Origin of the sequence: Modestobacter italicus, from assembly GCF_000306785.1 — a bacterium.
GTDB classification, from domain to species: Bacteria; Actinomycetota; Actinomycetes; order Mycobacteriales; family Geodermatophilaceae; genus Modestobacter; species Modestobacter italicus.
In genome coordinates, this window is sequence record NC_017955.1 from 1475953 (window position 1) to 1500543 (window position 24591).

The 24591-nt window shown below is 75.0% G+C and carries 22 protein-coding genes; 12 read left to right on the top strand and 10 right to left on the bottom strand.

The genetic code is table 11. The annotated features are described in order from the left end of the window. Window positions 1-211 precede the first annotated feature (211 nt). On the top strand, window positions 212-1381 hold the full coding sequence (locus MODMU_RS07205; RefSeq protein WP_014739543.1) for a nitrate ABC transporter substrate-binding protein: 1170 nt from the start codon (window positions 212-214) through the stop codon (window positions 1379-1381). Window positions 1382-1586: 205 nt separating this feature from the next. Here MODMU_RS07205 and MODMU_RS07210 read toward each other — a convergent pair whose 3' ends face one another. Then, window positions 1587-2954 carry an amidohydrolase family protein gene (locus MODMU_RS07210; protein WP_041795034.1) on the bottom strand — a complete coding sequence of 456 codons (1368 nt, stop codon included), beginning with the start codon at window positions 2952-2954 and terminating at the stop codon, window positions 1587-1589. A 74-nt stretch (window positions 2955-3028) separates the two neighbouring features. Continuing rightward, window positions 3029-4087, bottom strand: coding sequence for a Rieske 2Fe-2S domain-containing protein (locus tag MODMU_RS07215; protein WP_014739545.1), 1059 nt, complete (start codon window positions 4085-4087; stop codon window positions 3029-3031). A gap of 156 nt (window positions 4088-4243) precedes the next feature. Between MODMU_RS07215 and MODMU_RS07220 the strand changes: the two genes are divergently transcribed. Beyond that, window positions 4244-5533 carry an FAD-binding oxidoreductase gene (locus MODMU_RS07220; protein ID WP_014739546.1) on the top strand — a complete coding sequence of 430 codons (1290 nt, stop codon included), beginning with the start codon at window positions 4244-4246 and terminating at the stop codon, window positions 5531-5533. 42 nt (window positions 5534-5575) lie between these two features. On the opposite strand, the gene MODMU_RS07225 is transcribed toward MODMU_RS07220, so the two are convergent. After that, window positions 5576-7147, bottom strand: coding sequence for a phytoene desaturase family protein (locus tag MODMU_RS07225; RefSeq protein ID WP_014739547.1), 1572 nt, complete (start codon window positions 7145-7147; stop codon window positions 5576-5578). A 6-nt stretch (window positions 7148-7153) separates the two neighbouring features. Continuing rightward, a complete protein-coding gene (locus MODMU_RS07230; protein WP_041796143.1) occupies window positions 7154-8266 on the bottom strand; it encodes an acetamidase/formamidase family protein in 1113 nt (370 codons plus the stop codon). A gap of 153 nt (window positions 8267-8419) precedes the next feature. Here MODMU_RS07230 and MODMU_RS07235 point away from each other — a divergent pair, with 153 nt between their 5' ends. Then, window positions 8420-9904, top strand: a complete 1485-nt coding sequence (locus MODMU_RS07235; protein WP_014739549.1) for an amidase family protein — start codon at window positions 8420-8422, stop codon at window positions 9902-9904. 12 nt (window positions 9905-9916) lie between these two features. Here the strand turns inward: MODMU_RS07235 and MODMU_RS07240 are convergent, their stop codons facing one another. Then, window positions 9917-11224, bottom strand: coding sequence for an amidohydrolase family protein (locus tag MODMU_RS07240; RefSeq protein ID WP_014739550.1), 1308 nt, complete (start codon window positions 11222-11224; stop codon window positions 9917-9919). 93 nt (window positions 11225-11317) lie between these two features. Here MODMU_RS07240 and MODMU_RS07245 point away from each other — a divergent pair, with 93 nt between their 5' ends. From MODMU_RS07245 to MODMU_RS07265, 5 genes are read left to right on the top strand one after another with little or no spacing between them, the layout of a single operon-like run. Continuing rightward, the gene (locus MODMU_RS07245; protein WP_041795035.1) at window positions 11318-12094 is read left to right on the top strand and encodes a creatininase family protein; all 777 of its coding nucleotides are present in this window, start codon (window positions 11318-11320) and stop codon (window positions 12092-12094) included. Then, a complete protein-coding gene (locus MODMU_RS07250; RefSeq protein WP_041795037.1) occupies window positions 12091-12837 on the top strand; it encodes an SDR family NAD(P)-dependent oxidoreductase in 747 nt (248 codons plus the stop codon). The genes MODMU_RS07245 and MODMU_RS07250 overlap by 4 nt, the downstream gene beginning before the upstream one ends. After that, on the top strand, window positions 12834-13577 hold the full coding sequence (locus MODMU_RS07255; RefSeq protein WP_041795039.1) for a cysteine hydrolase family protein: 744 nt from the start codon (window positions 12834-12836) through the stop codon (window positions 13575-13577). The genes MODMU_RS07250 and MODMU_RS07255 overlap by 4 nt, the downstream gene beginning before the upstream one ends. 29 nt (window positions 13578-13606) lie before the next feature. Continuing rightward, on the top strand, window positions 13607-14044 hold the full coding sequence (locus MODMU_RS07260) for a cupin domain-containing protein (RefSeq protein WP_014739554.1): 438 nt from the start codon (window positions 13607-13609) through the stop codon (window positions 14042-14044). Window positions 14045-14048: 4 nt separating this feature from the next. Continuing rightward, entirely contained in the window at window positions 14049-15656 is a 1608-nt protein-coding gene (locus tag MODMU_RS07265; protein WP_014739555.1) for an AtzH-like domain-containing protein, read from the top strand. On the opposite strand, the gene MODMU_RS07270 is transcribed toward MODMU_RS07265, so the two are convergent. The 4 genes from MODMU_RS07270 to MODMU_RS07285 form a co-directional block, all read right to left on the bottom strand. Further along, window positions 15616-16983: an FAD-binding oxidoreductase gene (locus MODMU_RS07270; protein ID WP_014739556.1), complete on the bottom strand. Its 1368-nt coding sequence runs from the start codon at window positions 16981-16983 to the stop codon at window positions 15616-15618. The two genes, MODMU_RS07265 and MODMU_RS07270, sit on opposite strands and share 41 nt — an antisense overlap. Window positions 16984-16993: 10 nt before the next feature. After that, window positions 16994-17389 carry a VOC family protein gene (locus MODMU_RS07275; protein ID WP_014739557.1) on the bottom strand — a complete coding sequence of 132 codons (396 nt, stop codon included), beginning with the start codon at window positions 17387-17389 and terminating at the stop codon, window positions 16994-16996. A 73-nt stretch (window positions 17390-17462) separates the two neighbouring features. Next, a complete protein-coding gene (locus MODMU_RS07280) occupies window positions 17463-18647 on the bottom strand; it encodes a S1C family serine protease (protein WP_051143942.1) in 1185 nt (394 codons plus the stop codon). A 137-nt stretch (window positions 18648-18784) separates the two neighbouring features. Next, on the bottom strand, window positions 18785-19450 hold the full coding sequence (locus MODMU_RS07285) for a hypothetical protein (RefSeq protein ID WP_014739559.1): 666 nt from the start codon (window positions 19448-19450) through the stop codon (window positions 18785-18787). A gap of 87 nt (window positions 19451-19537) precedes the next feature. Here MODMU_RS07285 and MODMU_RS07290 point away from each other — a divergent pair, with 87 nt between their 5' ends. From MODMU_RS07290 to MODMU_RS07305, 4 genes are all read left to right on the top strand, one after another. Continuing rightward, entirely contained in the window at window positions 19538-20107 is a 570-nt protein-coding gene (locus MODMU_RS07290; protein ID WP_014739561.1) for a TetR/AcrR family transcriptional regulator, read from the top strand. Between the two features lie 65 nt (window positions 20108-20172). Continuing rightward, window positions 20173-20940, top strand: coding sequence for an alpha/beta hydrolase (locus MODMU_RS07295; protein WP_231851856.1), 768 nt, complete (start codon window positions 20173-20175; stop codon window positions 20938-20940). A gap of 427 nt (window positions 20941-21367) precedes the next feature. Then, on the top strand, window positions 21368-22144 hold the full coding sequence (locus tag MODMU_RS07300; RefSeq protein ID WP_014739563.1) for a hypothetical protein: 777 nt from the start codon (window positions 21368-21370) through the stop codon (window positions 22142-22144). Beyond that, the gene (locus tag MODMU_RS07305) at window positions 22141-22560 is read left to right on the top strand and encodes a hypothetical protein (protein ID WP_014739564.1); all 420 of its coding nucleotides are present in this window, start codon (window positions 22141-22143) and stop codon (window positions 22558-22560) included. The genes MODMU_RS07300 and MODMU_RS07305 overlap by 4 nt, the downstream gene beginning before the upstream one ends. A 672-nt stretch (window positions 22561-23232) precedes the next feature. On the opposite strand, the gene MODMU_RS07310 is transcribed toward MODMU_RS07305, so the two are convergent. Continuing rightward, window positions 23233-24384 (bottom strand): IS110 family RNA-guided transposase, encoded by a 1152-nt coding sequence (locus MODMU_RS07310; protein ID WP_014739565.1) that lies wholly within the window; start codon window positions 24382-24384, stop codon window positions 23233-23235. Window positions 24385-24591 lie beyond the last annotated feature (207 nt).

Consider the following 24591-nt stretch of genomic DNA (forward strand, 5'->3'; position numbering starts at 1 on the left):
GTTCACCGCCGACACACGCAGCCGAAACAGTCGCCGCAGAGGGTGACCACGGTCGTACACCGACGGGTGACCGGTCCCAGCCGGCAGCCGTCGCCGCGCCCTCCCCGGCGCTGCCGCACCAGCCCGCACCAGCCCCGTGCCGCGCACCGTCGCCGGCCCGGTGACGGCGCCCCGAGCCTGAGGCGCCGCCCTCCCAGCCCCTAGGAGCACGATGCGCATCACCCGGACCACGGCAGGCGTCGCTGCGGCGACCATGCTGGCCCTCTCCCTCGCCGCCTGCGGTGGCGGGGACGACGACGCCGCGTCGGCCGCCCCCTCCGGCGACGTCGGCAGCACCGACCTGGCGGCCGCCGGCTGCCCGGACACCGTCGTCGTCCAGACCGACTGGAACCCCGAGGCCGAGCACGGCGGGCTCTACGAGTCGCTGGGCGACGACTACGAGATCGACTCGGACAACAAGGTCGTCAGCGGCACGCTGATCGACAGCGCCGGCGACAGCACCGGTGTGAAGCTGGAGATCCGCGCCGGCGGGCCGGCGATCGGCTTCCAGACGGTCACCTCGCAGATGTACGCCGACGACTCGATCACCCTGGGCTACATCGCCACCGACGAGGCGATCCAGCTGTCGGACACGCAGCCGACGACGGCGGTCCTCGCACCGCTGGAGAAGTCACCCACGATGATCATGTGGGACCCGGAGACCTACCCCGACGTCACCAGCATCGCCGACCTGGGCACGACCGACGCCACCGTCCGCTACTTCGACGGCTCGGCGTACATGGCCTACCTGACCGGCTCCGGGGTGTTGAAGGCCGACCAGGTCGACGGCTCCTACGACGGCACCCCGAGCGGCTTCGTCGCCGCCGGTGGCGAGGCTGCCCAGCAGGGCTTCGCCTCGGCCGAGCCCTACATCTACAAGAACGAGGTCGACGCCTGGGGCAAGGACGTGGACTACCAGCTGGTCTACGACGCCGGGTTCCAGCCCTACCAGTCGTCGATCTCGGTGCGCACCGATGACCTGGAGGGCATGTCCGGCTGCCTGGAGGCGCTGGTGCCGCTCATGCAGCAGGCCGACCTGGACTACCTCGAGGACCCGTCGCGGGTCAACGACGTCATCCTGGAGCTGGTCGAGGAGTACGACACCGGCTGGGTGTACTCGCAGGGCGTCGCCGACTACTCGGTGCAGACCCAGGCCGACCTCGGTCTGGTCGGCAACGGGAACGACGGCACGCACGGCAACTTCGACACCGCCCGCGTGCAGACGCTGATCGACCAGACCACGCCGATCTTCACCGAGCAGGGCACCGCGCCCAAGTCGGGGATCACCCCGGACGACCTGGTGACCAACGAGTTCATCGACACGGCCATCGGCCTCAACTGACCCGAGGCCCGGCCCACCCGCTGCGCCGGCAGTCCCCGCGGGGACTGCCGGCGCAGTGCCGTCCCGGGGCCGAGCACGCGCGCACTTTCGCGCGATGAAGCACGCGCACTTTCGCGCGATGAAGCACGCGTGCTTCATCGGGATCGAGCGCGAGGTCCGCGTCCCGGGGCGCGCCGCCGGCGGGCAGGCCCCGGGACGGCGGCGCTCAGCGGCTGTCGACCTCGGCGCGCAGCCGGGCCATCCGCTCGTGCACCTGGGCCTCCACCTCGGTCGACGCCGGGTCGCACAGCGTGGCGCCCTCGGCGACCTGCCGGCCACCCACGTACACCGCGTGCAGGTTGCGCAGTGAGCAGGCCAGCACGTAGGTGCCGTAGGCGTCCCACACCGGCCCGGTGTCGGGACGGCGGGGGTCGACGACCAGGAAGTCGGCGTAGCGCCCGACCCGCAGCGTGCCCACGGAGTCGTCGATGCCGAGCACCTCGGCCGAGCCGCGGGTGTGCAGCGCGAGGACGTCGCGGACCGGCATCGCGGCCGGGTCGTGGTGGGTGGCCCGGAGCAGGGCCAGCGCGGTGCGCATGTTGTTCCACGGATCGCTGACGTCGGTGCACGACTGGTCGTCCAGCCCCATGCCCACCCGCATGCCCAGCTCGCGGATCCGGGGGATCTGCGCGACCCCGGAGGCCAGCCGGCCGTTGCTCATCGGCTGCCAGCTCATCCCGCAGCCGGCGGCCGCGGCGGCCTGCAGGATCTCGTCGGTGGTCTGGATGAAGTGCCCGAACACCAGGTCCGGGCCCAGCGCGCCGGCCTCGGCGTACCAGGCGAACTTCGACTGCTGCAGCTCCACCTCGTTCGGGTTCTCCAGGAAGTGCGGCTGGTTGAGCAGGCCGTGCCGGCGCATCGCGGCGACCTCCAGCGTCGCCGCGTCCCGGGACGACGCCCACTGCACCGTGCCGCTGATGGCCAGCCGCAGGTGCAGGTCGGGGTCGGCGGTGGCGGCCAGGGCCACCACGTCGTCGAGCTGGGCCAGGGCGGCGTCGGTGTCCACGTCGCCCTGGCCGAGCATCACGCTGTGCACGTGCCGGAGCCCGGCGTCGACCTTGGCCCGCAGCTGCGCGTGCTGGAACCCGGTGTCCGGCAGCGCGGAGTCGAACCGGGCGACGCCGGCGGACTCCTTCTCGAAGCGCAGCCCGGCGTCGCTGAAGTCGAAGGCGGTGGTGATGCCGTTGCGCAGGAAGTCCTGGGCCCCGTGCCGGGTCATCCAGTAGATGTCGTCGGTGTCGGCGGCCGCGGTGTAGCGGGTCATCGCCTCGATCCAGCCGTACAGCGTCTGGTCCATGCCCAGCCCGCGCGAGCCGGAGGTGAACAGGTGGCTGTGCGCGGAGACGAAGCCGGGTCCGACCAGCGCGCCACCGGCGTCGAGCGTCTCGTCGGCGGCGACGCCGGCCGGGGGCTCGCCGGGTTCCACGGCGGTCAGCCGGCCGTCGTCCCCGACGGTGAACCAGCCCGGGAACGGGTCGGGGCGATCGGGGTCCAGGGTCAGCAGGACGGCGTTGCGCACGAGAAGTCGGGTCACGACCGGACGATGCCGGGACCACGTTGCGGCCCGGTGACGGTCAGGTCACCGGGCCGCGCGTCACGGGCGGGACGTCAGCCGGGCGACCAGCGGCCGGTGACCAGCTCGGTGTACATCCGCCGCAGCAGCAGGCTGTTGCGGTCGGCCTTGGCATGCGCGTTGAGCCGCGGGGCCAGCGGGAAGGCCGCGGGCAGCCGGTTGAGCAGGTCGGCGTCCTCCTGCTCCACGACGTCGTCGAAGGCGACGATGTCGGCGGCCGGGCGGTCCTCCTCGCGGTCGGTGCGCAGCACCGTCTGGATGATCGTGCAGCGCTCGTCGTCGACCGGGGTGATCGCCTTGAGCATCACGTGGCCCAGCCCGTCCGGGTAGGTGATGTGCAGGGCCATGAAGAACGGCAGGTGCACCTGGCTGACCGTCGAGCGCACGGTCGAGCCGGTCTCGCCGGGGCGGGCCTCCACCGGCACCTCGCTGCGGGTGACGAAGCCGTAGGGCGTCCGCTCGAGCTCGGCCTCGGTCAGCTCGGCGTTGTCCGGGTTGCCGAAGGTGTTCTTGTGCACGAACGCCACGTGCCCGGGGTCGACGTTGTTCTCCACCAGGTGCATCGCCGTGCAGTCGAAGTCCCACTGCTTCTCCGGCACGGTCCGCCAGCCGGGCGCGCCCCACTCCGGGACCTCGGGCAGGTCGGCCAACGGACCGCCCTCGTCCTCACCGGCCAGGCACACCCACACCATCCCGTAGCGCTCCTGGGCGCGGACCATGGTGAGCCCGCTCTTCGTCGGGTGCGGCGCGGTCGGGAACTGCGGGATCCGCTGGGTGTGACCCTGCGCGTCCCACTCCCAGCCGTGGTACGGGCAGACCAGGTGGCAGTCCTTCACCCAGCCCATCGACAGCGGGGCGTCGCGGTGCGCGCAGCGGTTCCAGGCGACGCTGACCGGCCCGCCCGGCACCGGTCGCCAGACGACCAGCTCCCGGCCGAGCACGGTGCGCTGCACCGGACCGTCCGTGACCGCGTCGCTGAAGCAGGCCGCGTACCAGAAGCGGCGGAAGACCGGGTGCTCGGAGAGCACCAGGTGGTCGGGGCCGTGGTGGGTGGTCTCGCGGGTCGCCGTCTGCTCGGTCTCGGTGATCGTCATCGGGGTGTCCTTCCCTCCCCGGGTCGCTCGCGCCATCCGCGCGACCTCGGGCACCGGCGAGGCTGCCCGGCGGGGGTGTCGCCGCCATTACGCGGCGGTGACGAGTCGTCTCGCGCTGCTCATCCCGGGGAAATGCCGGCACGCCACGGTGTCCGGATGCGCGATCTCGTGGCACGGCTCCGGCAGGCACTGGGCGACGACGCGGTCTCCACCGACCCCCGGGTCCGGCGCACCGCGTCCACCGACTGGGCGTCGATGTCCCCGGTGCTGGCCGCGAAGCTCCCCGCCGGGCTGGCCGACGCCGTCGCCTTCCCCGCGGACCCGGCCGGGCTGGCCCGGACCGTGGCGCTGGCGCACGCGGCCGGGGTGCCGGTGACCCCGCGCGGCAAGGGCACCGGGAACTACGGGCAGGCGATCCCGCTGCGCGACGGGCTGGTCGTCGACCTGACCCGGTCCCGGCGGGTGGTCGACGTCGGCGCGGGCTGGATCACGGCCGAGGCCGGGACGCCCTTCGTCACCCTCGAGGCGGCCGCCCGGCGCACCGGGCAGGAGCTGGCGATGTTCCCCTCGACCGTGGGCAGCACGCTCGGCGGCTTCCTCGCCGGCGGCGCCGGGGGCACCGGCTCGATCGAGAACGGCTGGCTGTGGAGCGGCTTCGTCACCGGGCTGGACGTCGTCCCGTGCACCGGCGCCGAGGAGCTGGTCCACCTGGCGGGGGCGGACACCGCGCCGCTGCTGCACGCCTACGGCACGACCGGCGTGATCGCCTCGGCCACCGTCCGGCTGCGCCCGCGGCGGGACTGGACGGCGCTGTTCGCCTCTTTCCCCGCCGAGGCCGACGCCGTCGCGGCCGGGCTGGCGCTGATGTCCCTGGACCCCGCGCCACGGCTGGTCTCGGTCGACGAGCCGGGCATCGTGGCGGCCCTGCCGGTGGACCCGGCGATCCCGAGGGACCGGTGCAGCCTGCGGGCGATCGTGGACACCGGGGTGCTGGCCGCGGCCCGGCAGGTGGTGCGTGCGGCCGGCGGCCGGGTGGAGGAGGTCCGCGCGGGCGGCCCGGCGCTGCTGACCTCGCTGTCGTTCAACCACGCGACCCACCGGGTGCAGAAGGTCCGGCCAGGGCTGGCGCACCTCCAGGTCGGGGGGCCGGCGCTGGTTGAGCGGGCGGCGGAGGTGCGGGCGCTGCTGCCGGGGGCGCTGGTGCACCTGGACGGGCTCGGCGGCCCGGACGGTCCGGGGTTCGTCGGGCTGCTGCTCACCCGGTACACCACCGAGCAGGCGCTGTACGAGGCGATGGACGCGCTGCGCGGCCTCGGCGTGCACGTCAGCGACCCGCACACCTGGGAGCTCGCGGAGCCGCTGGACGACGTCCGCCGGGCCGCCGCCCGCTTCGACCCGGCCGGACTGCTCAACCCGGGCAAGCTGCCGGCCGCCGTCCCCGCCTGAGTGGAGTGCCACGGCGCGGAGAACGCGCCCGTGGCACTCCACTCACGCCGCGGCGCGGGCGCCGTGCCGGCGCAGCACCACCGACGCGGCGTTGCGGCCCGACGCGCCCCACACACCGGCGCCGGGGAACGTGCCGGCGCCGGTGAGGAACAGCCCGCGCACCGGCGTCTCGTAGCGGGTGAGCTCGCGGTCCCGGCCCAGCAGTGCGGCCAGCGGGCCGCCGGCGAAGGAGGGGGCGTAGCCGCGGGTCATGCCGAAGTCGCGCTCGTAGTCCTCCGGGGTCACCACCCGCCAGCGCCGGACCCCGTCGAGGAAGCCCGGCTCGACCTGGGCGGCGTAGGCCGTCAGCCAGCGCTGCGGTTCGGTCGAGGAGGCCCAGCCGCCGGGCAGCGAGTACGGCGTCCACAGCACCTCGAGGCTGAACACGTGGTCGTCGCCGACCGCCATCGTCGGGTCCAGCACCGAGGGCGTGTTGACCAGCAGCATGGGCCGTGGCGCGACGCGCCCCTCCGGCAGCAGGGCGTGCGCAGCGGCGATCTCGGTCAGCGGGGGAGCGATCGTGGTGGTGGGCACGTGCTGGTCGAACGGCCCGGTGGCGGCCAGCAGCGCGTCGTCGACCTGCGGCAGCCGGGGCAGCCGGGAGACCACCGCGTCGATCTTCGACTCGTAGCCGTCCGGCGTCGGGCGCGCCGCCCACCGGGCGGTCATCGCGGCGGCGCCGGACGGCGGGGAGCCGAGCCAGTCGACCAGGGCCTGCCGCGGGTCGACGGCGCAGACCACCGCGGGCGCCTCGACCACCTCCCCGGTGCTCAGCCGCACGCCGCGCACGCCGGGGCCCTCGACGAGCACCTCGGCGACCCGGGCCCCGGTGCGCACCCGGCCGCCGGCCGCGACCAGGGCCGCGTGCACCGCCGCGGGCAGGGCGCCCGACCCCCCGACCGGGCGACCGATCCCGACCAGGTGCCGCATCGCGAGGCCGGTGGCCCCCAGCCCGGTGCCCGGGGTGCCGGCGGTCACGCCCCACACGGCCGGGCCGGTGGTGAAGGCACCGGCGACGAGCGACTCGTCGGTCAGGTACCGCTGCAGCACGGCGCCCACGCTGCGCCGGGACCAGTCCAGCAGCCGGGGCAGCGCGGTGGCCCGCCGGTCGGCCAGCCGGCGCAGCACCGCGCCCGGGGTGGGCGGGGCCGAGGTCAGCTCCACCAGCAGCCGGGCCACCGGGAGGGCGTCGGCGAGGTAGCGGCGGTAGCCGTCGACCTGGGTCGGGTGGGTGACGGCGAGGGCGTCGATGGTCCGGTCGACGTCCCGGAACTGGACGAACGGTGCGGCGCCGGGGGAGTCCCAGGAGACGTGCAGGGCCTGCGGGTCGACGTCGAGGTAGCTCAGCCCGTGGGCGGCGAGGTCGAGCTCGTCGGCGATGGCCGTGGTGCGGACCATGGTGTGGTCGCAGTTGCACACGTTGACCCGGGCGCCGTCCAGCGCGTCGACGGTGGACGCGCATCCGCCGGTGGTGCCGCGTGCCTCGAGCACCACGACGTCCAGCCCGGCACGGGCCAGGTAGGCGGCGCACACCAGCCCGTTGTGCCCGCCGCCGACCACGATGACGTCTGCCACGCCGGCTCAGCCGCCGAACAGGGCGGCCGGTCGGTCACCGGTCACCTCGCGGAGGTCCGCCTTGCGGATGGCGGCGTGCACCCCGGCGACGACGTCGACGACCTGGGACACCGAGAAGTCCACGGCGGCGGACAGGTAGGCCAGCGACGTCGCCCGGTCGACGTCGAAGCCGTGCTGCATCAGGCCCAGCGCCCGGCGCACGCAGTCCCGCATCGCCTCGCCGAGGTCCTCGTCGAGGCCGATCGGCACCCACAGCTGCGGTGTCTCGCCGAGCGGCAGCAGCTCGGCGATGCCGGGACGCAGGTCGGCAGCCCGGGTGGAGGTGATCCGCAGGGTCGCCCGCAGCGGTGCCTCGAAGGCGGTGAGCGCCACCTCGCCGTCGCCCATCGCGTAGTGCGGGTCGCCCACGTGCACCCCGGCGCCAGGCACCTGCACGCGCAGGTGCAGCCGGCTGCCCACGCCGAGCACCGAGACGTCGAGGTTGCCGCCGTGCCGGCCGGGCGGGGTCGAGTGCAGCCGGCCCGGGGTGGCCACCCCCACCAACCCGAGGAAGGGGCGCAGCGGGAACCGGAGCGAGCGGCCGGGGCGTCCGGGCACCCCGATCACGCCCTCGTCGCCGTCCACCGTCGCGAAGACGCTGACCGTGCCGGGGACCACGGGCAGCTCGCCGGGGAGCGCGCCCTTGCCGTGCCGGTTGGAGATGACGCCGTACCCGGCGCGCAGCTGCAGGTCGAGCACCTCCACGGTCACCACGTCGCCCGGCTCGGCACCCCGGACGGCGATCGGCCCGGTCACCACGTGCGGGCCGCCCTCGCTGCCCGCCGGCCGCAGCCCCGACGCCGCGATGGCCACCGCGTCGCCGAGCACGTCGGCGGCGGCCACCCCGTGCCCGCCGAAGAAGGCCACCGGGTCGCGGCCCTGGTCCTCGAGCACGCCCTCGTGGCTGACGGTGTCGACGACGACGGTGTCCCCGGGGTCGATGGTCAGCACCGGCCGGTCCTCGGCGCCGGGCAGCCAGCCCCAGGAGGCGGTCTCCGGTGTCGTCGGCAGGTACCGCGCCCGGGGGTCGAGTGCCTCGCCGGGCTGGAGCGGGCCGGGTGCCCGCTGCGTGGTGGTCATGGCCGCGACGGTGGCCGAGTCCGGTGTCACGGCGGTCCGGCGCTCGTGAACATCGTGTGTCCTGGTCCGGCGACGGTTGCCCCGACCGGGGGCGGGTGCCAGGGTCCGTCCGGTCGTGCCGGTCGGCCGACGTCCTGGGGAAGGGGCCCGATCGTGCGCCACGTCGTCGACGACGGCCGGGCCGTCGCACCCCGGTCGCTCGCCGGGCGGGACGGGACCGGCCTGCTGGCCGAGCTGGCGGAGGGATCGGTCTCGGCGGAGGAGCTGCTCGAGGAGCACGTCCGGCTGCTCACCGGCCCGGGCAGCGCGCTGGGCGCGGTCGTCGACGCGGACGTGCCGGCGGCCCGGCGGGCCGCGGCGGAGGTCGATCGCCGTCGGGCCCGCGGCGAGCAGCTGCCGGCCCTGGCCGGCCTGCCGGTGACGATCAAGGACAGCTTCGACGCGGCGGGCCTGCGGACCTCCCACGGCCGGCTGTCCGACGCCCGGCCGGCCACCGTCGACGCACCGCTGGTGCGCCGGGTGCGGGCGGCCGGCGCGGTGGTGCTGGGCAAGACCAGCGTGCCGGTGTACCTCGACGACCACCAGGCGTCGACCGAGCTGGGCACCGCGCGCAACCCGCACGACCTCGACCGCACCCCGGGTGGCTCCTCCAGCGGTGCCGGTGCCGCGGTCGCGGCGGGGTTGTCGGTGGCGGACTTCGGCAGCGACCTCGCCGGGTCCCTGCGGGTGCCCAGCGCCTGGTGCGGGCTCTTCGGCCACCGGCCCAGCAACGGCATCGTCTCCAAGCTGGGGCACATGCCGTGGCCGCAGGGCGGGCTGCTGGAGCCCGCGGTCTCCTCGGTCGGGCCGATGGTGCGCTCGGCGCGCGACCTGGAGCTGTTCCTCGACGTCCTGGTCGGGGTGGAGGGTCCGGCCACACGGGCCTGGCGGCTGGAGCTGCCGCCGCCGTCGGTCGACGCACTGGACCAGGTGCGGGTGGCGGTGTGGCTCGACGACCCTGCGGCGCCGGTCGACGCGGAGACCCGCGCCGCGCTGACCGGCTTCGCCGACCGGCTCGCCGACGCCGGCTGCCGGGTCGAGGAGCTGACCGACGCCCCGGTCGCCGGTCAGGCGGCGCTGGACCTGTTCACCCGGCTGCAGGCCGGGGAGGTCGTGCACGGGCTGGACGAGGCGGCGTGGCAGGCCAGCCGGGAGCTGGCGGCCCGGGCCGGGGACGAGCCCGACGTGCTGGCGGCCCGCCGGTCCGTGCAGACGCTGCGGGACGCGCTCGACGACCGGGAGGACCAGTGGGCGACGGTGACCCGCTGGGACCGGGTCTTCGACCGGGTCGACGTCGTCCTCTGCCCGGCCGTGCCGTGCGCCGCGCCCGCGCTGTCCGACGTGCCGGCGTCCCGGCGGACGCTGGAGCTCGACGGGCGGGTGCTGCCGGCTGCGGACACGGTCTGGGCGTGGAGCCGGCTCACCGGCATCGGCATGGGCCCGGCCACCGTCGCCCCGGTCGGTCGGGGCGCCCGGTCGGGGCTGCCGATCGGGGCGCAGCTGCTCGGCCGGTACCTCGACGACCGCACCCCGCTGCGGGTCGCGGCCCTGCTCGAGGAGGCCGGGGTGCTCCGGTTCGAGCCCCCCGCGGGGTGGTGAGCGCCGGCCGGGTCAGCGGGCCCGGCGGCGCGCCAGCAGGTCGCGCAGCCGGCTGACCACCGCCGCCTCCGGGACGGTCTGCAGCACGCCGTCCCGGACGACGACCCGCCCGGCCACGACCACGTGCCGGGGCCGGCGGCCGGGCGCGGCCCACAGCAGCCCGGCGACCGGGTCGGCGAGGCCGGCGTCGGCGACCCCGGTGACGTCCCAGCAGACCAGGTCCGCCCGGGCGCCCACCTCGAGCCGGCCCAGGTCGGTCCGCCCCAGCCCGTCGGCCGAGCCGCGGGTCGCCCAGCCCAGCACCTCCCGGGCGCTCACCGGCCGGCCCACCAGCGGCGCCACCTGCAGGGCCAGCCGGGCGTCGGCCAGCAGGTGCCCGGCGTCGTTGAAGCCGCCGCCGCTGGTGCCCAGCCCGACCGGCACCCCGGCGTCGGCCAGCGCGGCCATCGGCGCGACGCCCCAGCCCATCGGCAGGTCGCAGCCCGGGGCGTGGGTGGCGGTGACCCCGGCGGCCGCCAGCCGGGCGACCTCCGCGCCGGTCACCCCGCACAGGTGCGCGAGGGTGACGTCGGGAGCCAGCCAGCCCCACTCCTCGAGCAGCTCCAGCGGACGACGGCCGTAGCGCTCGGCGGCGACGACCACGTCGACCTGCTCGTTGGCCTGGGTGCGCCGGCGGAGCCCGTGGGCCGCCGCGACCTCACCGAGCAGCCGGAAGGTGTCGGGGGAGTCGCTGTGCACCCCGGCCGGGCCGACGGCCACCTGCAGCACGCCGTCCTCGGTCACCCCGCCGTGCGGCACCAGCGCCTGCGCGATCGCCGCCGCCGAGGTGGCCGCGGTCTCCGCGTCGTCGCGGGCGCTGCCGCGGACGAACGCCACCCGTGCGCCCAGCTCGCGGGCGGCGGTGGCGGTGGCCGTGGCGATGCCCACGCCGTCGTCGGCGAGCGGCGGCCAGGTGAGGTGGTGGTCGGCGACGGTGGTCACGCCGCAGAGCAGCGCCTCGGCCAGCCCCGCGGACGCGGCGGCGTACGCCAGCTCGTCGTCCACCCCGACCGCGGCGTAGGCCGCGGCCATGGTCGGCAGCCACTGCGCCATCGGGACGCCGCGGGTGCCGGGCAGCGTGCGGAACGCGGTCTGCAGCAGGTGGTGGTGGGCGTTGACCAGGCCCGGCGTCACGACGCAGCCGGTCGCGTCCAGCACCTCACCCGCCGCCCCGGACCCCAGGACGGCGACCCGGCCGTCGTCCCCGCAGCCGACGTCGGCGCCGGCCAGCTCCTCCCCGGCGCCGGTGGACACGGCCAGGGCACCTCGTACGTTCAGCACGCCGGGGACCCTGGCAGCCCCGTGTTCCGCGCAGGTGACGCCTGGAACGCGGCCGTCACCGGAGCGCAACGACCGGCACCTAGCGTCCGCCGGGTGACCGCCCGACTGCTCACCGAGCTCACCGCCCCCGCCCTCACCGCAGCCCTCGGGCCGGACAGCGTCATCGTGCTGCCGACCGGCGCGCTGGAGCAGCACGGCCCGCACCTGCCGGTGGCCACCGACCTGATCACCGCGCAGACCCTGGCCGAGCTGGCCGTCGAGCAGTTCGGCGACGAGCTGGACCTGTGGCTGCTGCCGCCGCTGGCCTACACCAAGTCCAACGAGCACGCCTGGTCCTCGGGCACCTTCTGGCTGTCCGCGGCGACGCTGACCGCGGTGCTGTTCGACATCGCCCGCTGCGTGGCGAAGACCCCGGCCCGCCGGCTGGCCTTCCTCAACGGGCACGGCGGGAACTCCGCGCTGCTCCAGGTCGCCGCCCGGGACATCCGGCTGGAGACCGGGCTGCGCACCTTCACCATGCACCCCGCGCTGCCGGCCGACCACGGTGGCGAGAGCCCGGCCGACGAGCTGGGCATGGGCGTCCACGGCGGGCTGGAGGAGACCTCGCTGATGCTCCACCTGCGTCCCGAGCTGGTCGACATGTCCCAGGCCGAGCGCTGGGTGCCCGAGCACCTCGACGAGTACAAGCACGTCCGCTTCGGCGGCACCGTCTCCTTCGGCTGGACGTCGGACGAGTTCGGCCCGGCCGGGGTGATCGGCGACGCGAGCCAGGCCACCGCGGCCCGCGGCGAGGAGCGGACCAAGGCGATGGTCGCCTACCTCGGTGAGGCCTTCGCCGAGGTCGCCCGGTTCGACCCCGCGCCGCGATGACCGGGCGGCTCACCGGCCGCCGGGTGGTGGTCACCGGAGCCGCCCGCGGCATCGGGGCCGAGATCGCCCGCACCTTCGCCGCCGAGGGCGCCCGGCTGGCACTCCTGGACCGGCTGGCCGACGAGGTCGGTGCGGTGGCCGCCGAGGTGGGCGGCCGGGGGTACGCCGTCGACCTCGCCGACGTGGCGGCCACCCGGGAGGTCACCGGGAAGGCGATCGCCGAGCTGGGCGGCGTGGACGTGCTGGTCAACAACGCCGGGATCCTGCGGCTCACCCCGCTGCTGGAGATCGACCCGGCCGAGTGGGACGAGGTGTTCGCGGTGAACACCCGGGCGATGCTGGTGACCACGCAGGTCGCCGTCCGGGCGATGACCGCCGACCCGGGCCGGGGCGTCCGCAAGATCGTCAACATGGCGAGCATGGGCGGCAAGGCCGGTGGCGGGGGCCAGGCGCACTACGCGGCGTCCAAGGCCGCCGTCATCGCGCTGACCCGGGCCGCCGCCGCGGAGCTCGGCCCGCTGGGCATCACCGTCAACTGCCTGTGCCCGGGGTTCGTGCTCACCGAGATGGGTGCCGGCACCCGCACCGAGGACGACGTCGCGGCCTGGTCCGCGCTCTCCCCGCTCGGCCGGCTCGGCGAACCCCGGGACGTCGCCCGCGCGGCGCTGTTCCTCGCCTGCGAGGACTCGGACTACCTCACCGGCGACGCGCTCAACGTGACCGGCGGGATGATCACGCATTGACCGGACGCAACAGCTGGGGTCTGGGCCCCGACGCGGTCGACCTGCGCCGGCCGCCGCAGCCGGCACGCCCGGTGGAGCTCGCCGCGCTGCCGCAGCGGCTGACCGTGGACCTCGCCCGCACCGCGGTCGTCGTGGTCGACATGCAGAACGACTTCTGCGCTCCCGACGGGTGGCTCGCCTCGAGCGGCGTCGACGTCTCGGCTGCCGCCGCGCCGGCTGCGGCCCTGGAGCGGGCGCTGCCCCGGCTGCGCGGCTCGGGGGTCCCGGTGGTCTGGCTGAACTGGGGCAACCGGCCCGACCGGGCGAACCTGCCGCCCGGTGTCCGGCACGTCTACGACCCCGACGGCGCGAGCACCGGCATCGGCGACCCGCTGCCCAACGGCTCGCACGTGCTGGAGCTGGGCTCCTGGTCGGCCGCGGTGGTCGACGGGCTCACCGTCGACCCGGGCGACCTGCACGTGGCCAAGTACCGGATGAGCGGCTTCTGGGACACCCCGCTGGACTCGGTGCTGCGCAACCTGCGGGTCGACACCCTGCTGTTCGCCGGGGTCAACGTCGACCAGTGCGTGCTGGCCACGCTCGTCGACGCCGCCTGCCTCGGCTACGACGTCGTGCTGGTCGAGGACCTGTGCGGCACCACCTCCCCGGAGTTCTGCACCGAGGCGACGGTCTACAACGTGCGCCAGTGCTTCGGCTTCACCACCACCTCGGCCGAGCTGCTCGCCGGCCTCCCTGCCTGACCCTCCGACCCACCCGCAAGGAGCCCCCCATGGCCGCTGCACCCGTCGTCAAGTCGCTGGCGGAGATCACCCCGCACTACATCGGCGAGAACCGCACCGTGCGGCTCGCCGTGCTGTCCGGCCCCGCCGACGGGTCCAGCACCACCGTCGTCCTGGAGATCTGGGAGCCGGGTGGCTCCCAGCCGGACAACTCGCACGAGGAGTCGACGGAGACCTTCGTGGTCCTGCAGGGGACGGCGCGGGCGCACAGCGACGAGCACGTCGCGGACCTGGTGGCCGGCAACGTCATCGTGCTGCCGGCCACCTCGGTGCACCACATCGTCAACTCCTCGCCGACCGAGCGGCTGTACACGATCACGGTGATGGAGAACGACGGCGGCTTCGCTGACCTGATCCTCACCGGCCCGGAGGCGTTCCTGGACGACGCGGACGCCGCCGTGCTGGGCGCCGTCCTCACCGGGGTCTGACCCGGTGGTCGAGACCGTCCCGCAGCGCGCCGTCGTCGAGCAGGAGGTGCGCGCGGCGGTCGCCCGGTACGAGTCGGCGCTGGCCGCCGACGACCTCGACGAGCTCGACGCGCTGTTCGCGCCGGGGGAGGAGACGCTGCGGGCCGACGCCTCAGGGGTGCTCGTCTCGCACGAGGCGATCAGCGGCTACCGCCGCGGCCGGGGCGGGGCGCCGGCCCGGGTGATGACCGCGCTGCACGTGGTGGTGCACGCGCCCGGGGTGGCGACGGCGCTGGCCGAGACCCTGCGCCCGGACGGCACGCGGGGGCTGCAGACCCAGGTGTGGGAGAAGGGGCCGGTCGGCTGGCAGGTGCGGGTCGCGCACGTCAGCTCCACGCCCCCGCCGTCGACCCGCGACACCCTCGCCCGCGAGGACCCCGCCACCTGGCGGGTGACCGGCTCGCCGCTGGTCGCGGCCACCGGCAGCGGGCCGCTGGACGGCGTCGGCCTCGCGGTCAAGGACCTGGTCGGCGTGGCCGGGCACCCGATCGGCGCCGGCAACCCGGTGAAGCTGGCCGAGTCGGCGCCCGCGGCGGCCTCCGCCCCGGTGCTGGCCGCGCTGCTGGCCGCCGGGGCGCACGTGCGCGGCATCGCCCGCACCGACGAGCTGGCCTACAGCCTGTCCGGCACCAACGTGCACTCCGGCAGCCCGGCCAACCCGTGGGGCGCCGGGCTGGTGGTCGGCGGCTCGACCAACGGCCCGGCCAGCGCGGTGGCCCGCGGGACCGCGGACGTCGGCGTGGGCACCGACACCGCGGGCTCGATCCGGGTGCCGGCGTCCTACTGCGGGCTGCACGGGCTGCGGCCGACGCACGGCGCCGTCCCGCTGGACGGTGTGCTGCCGCTGGCGCCCTCCTTCGACACCCTGGGCTGGCTGACCCGGGGCGCGGGCCTGCTGCACCGGGTGGCCGGCGTGCTGCTGCCGGCCGCGGCACCGGTGACCTCGCTGGTGCTGGCCGAGGACCTGCTCGCCCTGGCCGACCCGCCGGTCGCCGCAGCGCTGGCCGCTGCGGCGGACGAGCTGGCCGCGGCGTCCGGGCTGCCGCTGAGCCGCGCCGCGCTGGCCACCTCCGAGGAGCGCGAGCGCTGGTTCACCGCGTTCCGCGCCGTGCAGGGCGCGGAGGCCTGGGCCGCGCACGGCGACTGGATCACCGCGCACCCCGGCGTGCTCGGGCCGGGCATCGCGCAGCGGTTCGCCGACGGCGCGGCGGTGACGCCCGACCAGCTGGCGGCCGGCCGTGCCGCGGTGGCCGAGGGGCGGGCGGCGCTGGCCGGGCGGCTCCCGGCCGGGGTGGCCGTGCTGATGCCGGCGGCCAGCTCGACGGCGCCGCCGATCACCGCAGACCCGGCCCGCAAGGCGGAGTACCGGGCCGCGACCCTGCGGCTCACCTGCCTGGCCGGGGTCGGCGGGCTGCCGGTCGCCGTGGCGCCGGCGGCACTGGTGGACGGGCTGCCCGTGGGGCTCGCCGTGCTCGGTGCGGGCGGGACCGACACCGCGCTGACCGCGCTGCTGGCCGGGTGGGACCGGACGCTCAGCGCCGCGCGGCAGCCGCCCGTGCGCTCGGCGGGGTGAGCCCGCGGGAGGTGAAGAAGCTGTCGCCGAGCTTGCCCGGGTTGAGCAGCCCGTACGGGTCGCAGGAGGTCTTCAGCGCGACCACCTGGCCGGTGTCGCCGACGAAGCCGCCCTCCTCGACCACGTAGCTGTGCGGGTTCAGCACGGTCATGCCCAGGCTCCGGCAGAAGCCGATGAGCTCCTCCAGCGCCACCTCGTGGTCGGGCAACCCGACCAGCGGGGTGATGCCCAGCGGCCGGGTGCGGCCGGCGGAGGTGGCGAACTCGACGTGCTGCAGGAACACCCCGGGGTACCGGTCGCGCAGCGCTGCGACCTGGTCGAGGAAGCCGGCCCGGTCGCTGGCGTACTCGCACTGCAGCCAGGACGACGCCGGCTCGGCCTTGCGCGCCCACAGGATGGTGTGGCTGAACGGGAACTGGCTGATGTGCGGCTTGGCGGCCCAGTCGACGGTGCGCCCACCGGCCGCGCCCACCAGCTCGCGCAGGTCCTCGACCCGGGTGCTGTCCACCCACACCAGGGCGACGTCCTCGCCGGGGGAGAACAGCGACGTGATGGGGGTGAGCATCGCCGCACCGGCCGCCTCGTGCACCGAGCACAGCCGCACGTGCACATCGCCTGCGACCAGGTCGTGGGCGAAGCCGGCCAGCGTGGGGAGGTCGCGGAAGGCGACCACGACCGGCGTGTAGTCGCGCGCCGGCACCAGCCGCAGCTCGACCCGGGTCAGCACGCCGATCGTGCCGTAGGTGTGCAGCACCGGCCGGACGTCGTCGCCCTCCAGCCGCACCGTGCGGGGCCGCTCCTCGACGGTGAGCAGCTCGACCGCGAGCACGTTGCCGTCCCACAGGTCGCCGTGCGCCGCGCCGCCGATCCCGCCGGAGCCACCGGAGACGAAGCCGGCGGCGGTGGAGATCCGGTAGGTGCTCGGCATGATCGCCAGCTCCTGGCCGGTGAGCCGGGCGGCCTCCTCGGCGTCCTTGAGCACCGTGCCGGGCAGCACGCTGATCCGGCCGGACGCGACGTCCAGCACGCCGGCGACGTCCCGGACGTCGACGACCACCCCGCGCTGCAGCGGCAGCGACTGGCCGTAGTTGCCGGTGCCGGCACCGCGCAGGGTGACCGGCACCCGCAGCTCCGCGGCGGTCGCCACGCAGCCGCGCAGCTCGTCGACGGAGCGCGGCCGCAGCACGGCGTCCACGGTCGTGTCGGCCAGCGCGTTCTCCAGCACGGGGGAGTACCAGGAGAAGTCGCGCAGCCAGGCGCTGGCGGCCGGACCGCCGGGGACGACCCGGTCCGGGCCGAGCAGCGCGGTGAACTCGTCGAGGGTCACGCCGGGCTCCTCAGGTCAGGTCGGGGGAGTCGGGGGCGTAGGCGATGAGCTGCAGCCGGTGCCCGGCCGGTTCCCGGAGCAGCGAGCTGCGCGCCCTGGCGGCGGCGAGGTCGAAGGGCGGCCGCAGCTCGGTGCAGCCGGCCGCCAGCAGTGCCGAGTGCGCCCGGTCCACGTCGGCCACCCGGTAGGCGACGTGGTCGAGCTCGCCGCGCCGCTCGTCGACCTCCATCAGCTCGAGCTTCGTGCCGGCCGGGTCGGCGAGCATGACGATCCGGCGGCCGGTGACCACGTGGCTGCCCCAGCGGAGCACCCGGTGGCCGACCACACCGACCAGGAAGGCCACCCGGGCGTCGATGTCGGGTTCCTCGGTGCCCACGTGGTCCAGGACGCCGTCGATGGTGCTCATGCCCGCACCCTGACGTCGTCCGGTCTCGGCCCGGGGTCGGCCCGGTTACGTTCCCGCGCGGCCGGGCTGCTGCTCAGTCGGCCGGGCCGGTGGCCAGGGTGACGGTCGCCGTCCGGGGCTGGCCGGAGCCGTCGGTCCAGGTGACGCTCACCGGGTCGCCGGGGGCGTGGCCGGCCAGCACGCTGCTCACGTCGTCGGCCGAGGTGATCGGCACCCCGTCGATCGCGGTGACGACGGAGCCGGCCGCCAGGCCCGCCTGGTCGGCCGGCCCGCCGTCGACGACCCCGGCGACCGTCGCGCCGCCGGCCCCGGTGGCCTGCACCGAGATGCCCAGGAACGCCGGGTACCCCTGGTGCACGGTGGCGTCGTCGACGCCGCTGGTGATCTGGTCGGCGATGGACAGCGCCGTCGCGATCGGGATGGCGTACGCCTGGCCGCCGGTGCTCGAGGCGGCGGTGTCCATGCCGGCCACCTCGCCCTCGGCGTCGTACAGCGGGCCGCCGGAGTCGCCGGCCTCCACGTCGGCCGCGATCCCGATCAGCCCGGTGAGCTGCTCGGCGTCCTGCCCGCTCTCGTCGGTGGCGGTGATCGACTGGTCCAGCGCGGTGACCGTGCCGGCGGCGGCCGCCGTGCCGGCCTCGTCCCCGGCGTTGCCGACCGCGGTCACCGCATCCCCGACGGCGACCCCGTCGTCGTCGACGGCCACGGCGTCCAGCCCGGAGGCGCCGGCGAGCTGCAGGACGGCGACGTCGTCGGTCGGGTCGGTGCCGACGACGGTCGCGGGGTAGCTCTGGCCGGTGCTCAGCACCGTGACGGTGATGCTGGTGGCGCCCTCGACCACGTGGTTGTTGGTCAGCACCTCGCCGTCGGCGGTGAGCACCATGCCCGTGCCGGCCGCCTCGCCGCCCTCGTAGCCGAGCACCGTGGTGATGTCGACGACGCCGACCAGCTGGGCCGCGGTCGCCTGACCGGCCGCCGCGACGGAGTCCGCCGCGCTGCCCGTCGTCCCGGGCGTCGACGTGCCGCCCCCGAGCGTCCGGGGGTCCCAGCCGTACCCACCGCGGCCGCCGAGGACGACGGTCGGGTCGGTCGCCGGGGCGGCGAGCGACCGGACGGCGGTCGTGGTGCCGCCGCTCGCCGCGTGCACGCCGTAGAAGCCACCGGCGGCGATGCCCAGCGCGCCGAGGGTGCTGATCGCCACCGTGCGGGTGCGCCGGCGGTGCGTCGGGGGGACCGGGGCCTGCTCTGTCTCGCTCACGACCCCAGGGAAGACCCGTGGGCGATGAGCGACCTGTGCGCACGCTGCGACGTCGCTGCACGGCTGCTCCGCCCCTTACGGATGACCGCGGTGCCCCGGGCTCTCCGGCGGGCCGGTCCCCGCGCCGATGGGAGGGCTCAGTCCGTGGACAGATCGGGGGAGCCGTGCAGGAGTGGCAGGGGCCGTTCGCCGGCCTGGAGGGGTTCCTGACGACCTGGGCCTGGTCGGCGGTCGTGGCCGCCTGCCTGCTGGCGGTCGCCGCGGCGTGGCTGGTCCACCGCCGGTCGGCCGAGCGGCGCGACGGCAGCTAGGCCCGGGCCCCCGCTCGGCCTGGCGGCGAGCCGGGCGGCGGCGGCGCGGAGCACCCCGGGCACGAGCCGCCGGTGCACGGCGGACGCGGGTGCCCAGACGGCGCGGCCGGGCAGCCGGTCGAACCGCAGGCAGGTCGTCCACGCCACCGCTCCGCCGCCGGTCTGCATCAGCATGTCGGCGGTGAGTGACCGGGACGCGGTCTCCAGCCGGATCCAGTCGCTGCCGCCCCCGCCGATCCGCCAGCCGCCGACCGTGGCCGGTGACCGCCCGTGGCTGAGCCGGAGGCCGAGGACACCGCGCCAGATGAGCTGCTCGGCCGCGCTGGGGACGTCGCCGAACATCGCCCGGGCCCACTGCTCGGGGGTGGCGAGCACCTCAGTGCTCAGCGTGAACCGGTCGGCGTAGTCGATGCGGGTCAGCGAGCTCAGCGCGCGGACGGCGTCGGGGACGTCCCGGGTCACCTGACCGTGCGGCGTGGGGATGCGGGTCATGGTCCTGCCTCCTGCTCCATGTACGGTGCCGTATGCAAGAAGGCTAGCGCCTTTGTACGGTGCCGTATACAGATGAGGTGACCGCTGGTGCCCCCGATCCGGACCTCCCGCGAGCAGTGGGTCGAGCAGGGGCTCCTCGCCCTGGCGGCCGGGGGTCCGGACGCCGTCCGGGTCGAGGTGCTGGCCAAGGCCCTCGGCGTCACCAAGGGCGGGTTCTACGGGGCGTTCGCCGACCGGGACGCGCTGCTCGAGGCGATGCTCGACACCTGGGAGCGGGAGAGCACCGACGAGGTGCTCGAGCGGGTCGAGCGGGCCGGCGGGGACGCCGCGGCCAGGATCCGCCGGGCCGGCGCGCTGACCTTCTCCGGTGAACGGCTGCTGCCGATCGACCTCGCCGTGCGGGCGTGGGCGCGACGCGACCCGGCGGTCGCCGAGCGGCTGCGGCGGGTCGACGACCGGCGGATGGGGCTGCTGCGCGAGCTGATCGGCGCGTCCTGCACCGACCCCGACGAGGTCGAGGCGCGCAGCCTGCTCGCCTTCTGCCTGGCGATCGGCGAGCACTTCCTCGCCGCCGGGCACGGCGACCGCACCCGCGCCGAGGTCCTCGCCCGCGCGGCCGACCTGCTCTTCGAGGCACCGGCGGCGCCCGAGCGATAGACCTGGCCCGCCCGCGGATCAGCACCCGTCAGCGGGTGCCCGGGAGGACACTGTCGCCCGTGCAGATGCGCTGGGGCGACCTCACCGGGGTACGGGAGCCGTCTGACGGGTCCGGCCGGGCAGTGCTGTTCGTGCACGGCTGGTGGGGTGGCGCGTGGGTGTGGGAGAGGTACCTCCCCCGGTTCGCCGACCGTGGTCACGACGGCCTCGCGCTGGACCTCACCGGCTATCACGGCTCGGGCACCACCCGGACGATCGGGACGGTGCCGTTCGCCCAGCACCTCCGGGACGTCCTCGCGGTGGTGGACACCCTCGACCGGCCGGTGCTCGTCGGCCACAGCGTGGGCGGTCTGCTGGCCGCGAAGGCGGCGAGCGTGGCCGATGTCGCGGGCTGCGTCGTCCTCGCCGGCCTCCCGCCGCGCGGCACGCTCAGCGCCACGACCACGCGGGTGATGCTCCCGTACCTGGCACAGATGCTGCGGCACCGGCCGCTGCTGCCGTCCGGGCCGGCGATGCGGCGGATGGACCTGAACCGCCTCCCACCGGACGAGCAGGCGGCGACCTACGCGCGCATGGCGCCGGGCCCCGGGCGACAGGGCCTGGAGATCGGCGTCCTCGGCGTGCACGTCCGGAGGCGGGACGTCCGGTGCCCGGTCCTGTCGATCGGCGGCTCCGACGACGCGCTGACGCCGCCACGGGTGGCCCGGGCGATCGGACGCCGACTGGGCGGCAGGTCGCGCATCTACGACGGCCACGCCCACTACCTGGTCCGCGAGCCGGGGTGGGAGGTCATCGCCGACGACGTGCTCACCTGGATCGACCAGCTGCCCTGACGGGCCGGTGTGCGCGCCCGGCAGGGATCGAACCTGCGACCAAGTGCTTAGAAGCTGTTCTGGCCTGAACGCTGTGCTGACCTGCGTTCTTGCACCTCAGTGACGAGCGTAGAGGTCACAGTTATCTGGTCGCTGGACCATCATCGGAGCGGCCAAGTGGGCGACTGATACCTGGACGTCGATCAACGCCGCCGTGCCTGCAAGCCGCGCCAGCGAGCTGCAACGGCACAACGCCGTTGTCAGGTCATGGGGTCGGTGACTTACCTCAGCGCGCTCGGGGAATGCGATACCAGCGCACGCGCCAGGACAGCTTCGGATAGGGCTCGAGGCTCCAGTCCCACAGCGCGAGCATTCTCAGCAGACTGGGCGTGCTCAGCCGGGAGGTAGCTGCGGAAGGCCGGCTCCCGGCGCCGGGCAGACTCCACCTGTGGACATCCTGACCGAGGACCAGCACCGCGCCCTGGCCTTCATCAAGGCATGCAACGGGCAGGGCTACGGTCCGAGCGCCGACGAGGTCGAGACTTGGCTGCGTGAGCCTGCGATCCCGCCGGGGCTCTACAACTACGTCGGCCTGAGCGTGTCGGCTGCTATGTACGGGTTCAGCCGTGGGCTGGTCACCGACCAGCTCTTGCGCCTCCGGTGGGTCACCGGCTACTCCGGTGAGCTGTTCACGCAGCCGCTGGGCACGGCACTGCTCCGGGACGCCGACGCCAAGACGGCCGACGTCGCTGGGGCGACGACTGTGGTCCTGGATGCCAAGAACCCACTCGCCTACGCAGCCCTGATGTCCGAGCTGGCTGCGGCCGGAGCCGGGCTGCTCATCGACCCCTACATCCGCCGGGAGCAGCTACTGCACGTCGCGGAGGACACCACACTCCAGCGGCTGTTGATCAGCGACAAGATCAGTCAGAAGGACATGGCCGGCATCCGTGCCCTGCTCGGGTATCTGCAGCCAGCCGAGCGCCACCTGGAGGTGCGAGTCACCGGGGATGCCCACGACCGCTACCTCAAGGCTGAGAACGACGACGTCTACATCATCGGCAGCTCGATGGGGACCGTCGCTTCGCGGAAATCGACCACCGTCCTCACGCCGTTCCCCGGAGACAGTCGCGAGGTGGTCGGCAGGATGCTCGAGGCTCGGTGGGACGCCGGCGATCCGGTACGCGCGGAGCGTCTGCAGCCTGAGCCGGACCTCCCGGCATGAGCGTCTGGCCGGCCGTCATCGGAGTTGGAGGCGTCGTCCTCGGGGCGATCATCGGCGGCACCATCGCCTTGCTCACCGGCTGGCAGTCCCGTCGATGGGCCCACCAGCAGTGGCTGCTCGACCGCCGCCAGGACAGCTACACCGAGCTGCTGACGGCTGTTCAGGCGGCGATGGACGCGGGCCCTCACGCGGACGCCCCCGAGCGAAGGCGGCTCGGCGGCGACATCTTCCGGGCTTCCATCCGTTGTCAGATCGTCGGCAGCGACTTCGTGGCCGAGGCTGTCATCCCGGTGCTCGGCGACGTGCCCGCCTACATCCGGCAAGCGGATGAGGCTGCTCGAATGACGACGCACGGGCCGGTCCTTCAGGACGCGATGCGCCGCGGCCTCGTGCGCACTCCAAAGCTTCGACCATGAGGTCTCCCGGAGGGCGTTCGCGACCGCTGGTCGCGCTCGGGAGCAGGCGGCTCAGGCTCTGTCACCCCGGTGTCGCCCCGACTGTGGCGAGGTCCCGAGGAGTGTCACCCCCGCCGGGAGCGGCGCTCGAACGACGCAAGGACCTCGCGGAGTGCGCCGGCCACCACCGGGAGGTCGCGGTCGTACACGGCGCCACGGTCCAGCTGCCGGCTGAGCTCGCGCAGGGTGTCACCCCATCCAGCGTGACGAGGTGTCCGGACGGCGGGGGCCGGGACGGTCACGACGACTGCCCGCTCGACGATCTCGATGGCTGCTCGCCCGGACTGGGCGGCGCGCGTCTGCTCCCACGCCCGCTTTCGGCAGGTCGCTGAGCACCATTTCGGGATCGGACCGCGCGTCCGCGGCGTGATGGGGCCGTTGCACCAGCCGCACGCCGCGGCGGCTGCCCGCCGCGCACCGTCGCGGGGTGTCGTCGTCGCCGGCTCGGGGGCCGCTGTTCCTTCTTGCCGGGCATCGGCGCGTTGTGGCTCCTGACGACGTCGGCGCTCGCGCTCCCGCTGACGGGCTCGGTAGCTGTCACTCCCTCTGCTGCCCATGCACGTCAGGGTCCGCACGCACGTGCATCAACCCGTCACCACGAATTCGACCTCGCCGGGTGACGCTCCTCTTGTGTCAAGCGGTGCTGAGGGCGGCTTCTCCGGTGGTCACCGGTATCGGCGAGACCAGTCGCAGGTGAGCGACTGCGGGTGGCGTCGGGTTGATGTGGTGGTAGATCTCGCGGGCGACGTAGCGCTTGAGGCAGCGCATGATGTCGCGTTTCGCCATGCCTTCGGCAGTGCGGCGGGTGACGTAGTCCCGGGTCGGTGGGTGGGTCTTCATCCGGACCAGGACGATGCGCCAGAGGGCGCTGTTGGCCTGGCGGTCACCGCCGCGGTTGAGTCGGTGGCGGTGGGTGTTGCCGGAGGAGGCCTGCACGGGGGAGGCGCCGCAGAGGGCGGCGAAGGCCTGTTCGGTGACCAGTCGTTCGGGGTTGTCCCCGGCGGCGACCAGGAGGGCGCCGGCGGTGTCGGGGCCGACTCCGTGGGCGGCCAGCAGCGCGGGGTGGGCGGCGGTCAGGATCGTCTTGAGGTGGGCGTCCAGGCCCTCGATCTCGGCGTCGAGGTGCTGGATGCGGCGTGCCAGGGCGCTCATGGCGTACTTGGCGGCCGCGCTGGGGGTGGTGAGCTCGCCGGGGCGGAAGCGGGCGGCGGTGGCGATCAGCTGGGCGTAGCGCAGCTTCTTGACGGTGTCGCGCAGGTCGTCGGGAGCAGTGTCGGCCAGGGCCTGGAGCTGCAGCAGGGCCTGGGTGCGCTGTTTGATCGCCGAGCGGCGGGCCACCCGGAGTTGGCGGGCCATCTCCACCGGTCCGGTGCCGGTCTTGGGCACCGTGCGGGCCCGGCCGGCCACGACGGCGCGGGCGGCTTCCTCGGCGTCGATGGTGTCGGACTTGCCGCGTCGGCGGCGGGCTTGGCGGTTGGGCCGGTCGACCTCGACGACGTGCACGTCGCGGGTGGCCAGCCAGCGGGCCAGGCCACCGCCCCAGCAGCCGGTGCCCTCGATGCCGACGGCGGCAAGCTGCCCGTGGGCGCGAAGGAACCGCAGCAGCGCCTTGAACCCGGCGGTGGTGGTGGGGAAGGTGTCGCTGGCCAGGACCCGGCCGAGGGGGTCACAGACCGCGGCGACGTGGATGTGCTTGTGGGTGTCGACTCCGCCGATCACCGCACCGGGGGGCCATTCGGGGCGCTCGAGGTGGTCGCGGACGTGGCGTTCTGCCAACCTGGACATCGCCGTTCCTCTTCTGCTGCAGGGCGGATGAGAGGTGCGGCACGCACGGCCGGGACGGCGGACAGGACACTGAGTGGGCCTGGTCGCACAAGCTCCTCTGAAGTCACCCCGCCCGACCGGTCGTGCCGCAGACACCGGGGCCGGAGCAGCCGACGGGTCACCTTCCAGACAGCCCGAGGGCGTCAGCAAATGTGGGAGTCAGACCGC

Bases quoted from the DNA above. Each gene is read 5' to 3' on its own strand.
- MODMU_RS07205 (WP_014739543.1), top strand. From the start codon at position 212: ATGCGCATCACCCGGACCACGGCAGGCGTCGCTGCGGCGACCATGCTG.
- MODMU_RS07215 (WP_014739545.1), bottom strand. From the start codon at position 4,087: ATGACGATCACCGAGACCGAGCAGACGGCGACCCGCGAGACCACCCAC.
- MODMU_RS07220 (WP_014739546.1), top strand. From the start codon at position 4,244: ATGCGCGATCTCGTGGCACGGCTCCGGCAGGCACTGGGCGACGACGCG.
- MODMU_RS07230 (WP_041796143.1), bottom strand. From the start codon at position 8,266: ATGACCACCACGCAGCGGGCACCCGGCCCGCTCCAGCCCGGCGAGGCA.
- MODMU_RS07250 (WP_041795037.1), top strand. From the start codon at position 12,091: ATGACCGGGCGGCTCACCGGCCGCCGGGTGGTGGTCACCGGAGCCGCC.
- MODMU_RS07260 (WP_014739554.1), top strand. From the start codon at position 13,607: ATGGCCGCTGCACCCGTCGTCAAGTCGCTGGCGGAGATCACCCCGCAC.
- MODMU_RS07275 (WP_014739557.1), bottom strand. From the start codon at position 17,389: ATGAGCACCATCGACGGCGTCCTGGACCACGTGGGCACCGAGGAACCC.
- MODMU_RS07285 (WP_014739559.1), bottom strand. From the start codon at position 19,450: ATGACCCGCATCCCCACGCCGCACGGTCAGGTGACCCGGGACGTCCCC.
- MODMU_RS07295 (WP_231851856.1), top strand. From the start codon at position 20,173: ATGCGCTGGGGCGACCTCACCGGGGTACGGGAGCCGTCTGACGGGTCC.
- MODMU_RS07305 (WP_014739564.1), top strand. From the start codon at position 22,141: ATGAGCGTCTGGCCGGCCGTCATCGGAGTTGGAGGCGTCGTCCTCGGG.
- MODMU_RS07310 (WP_014739565.1), bottom strand. From the start codon at position 24,384: ATGTCCAGGTTGGCAGAACGCCACGTCCGCGACCACCTCGAGCGCCCC.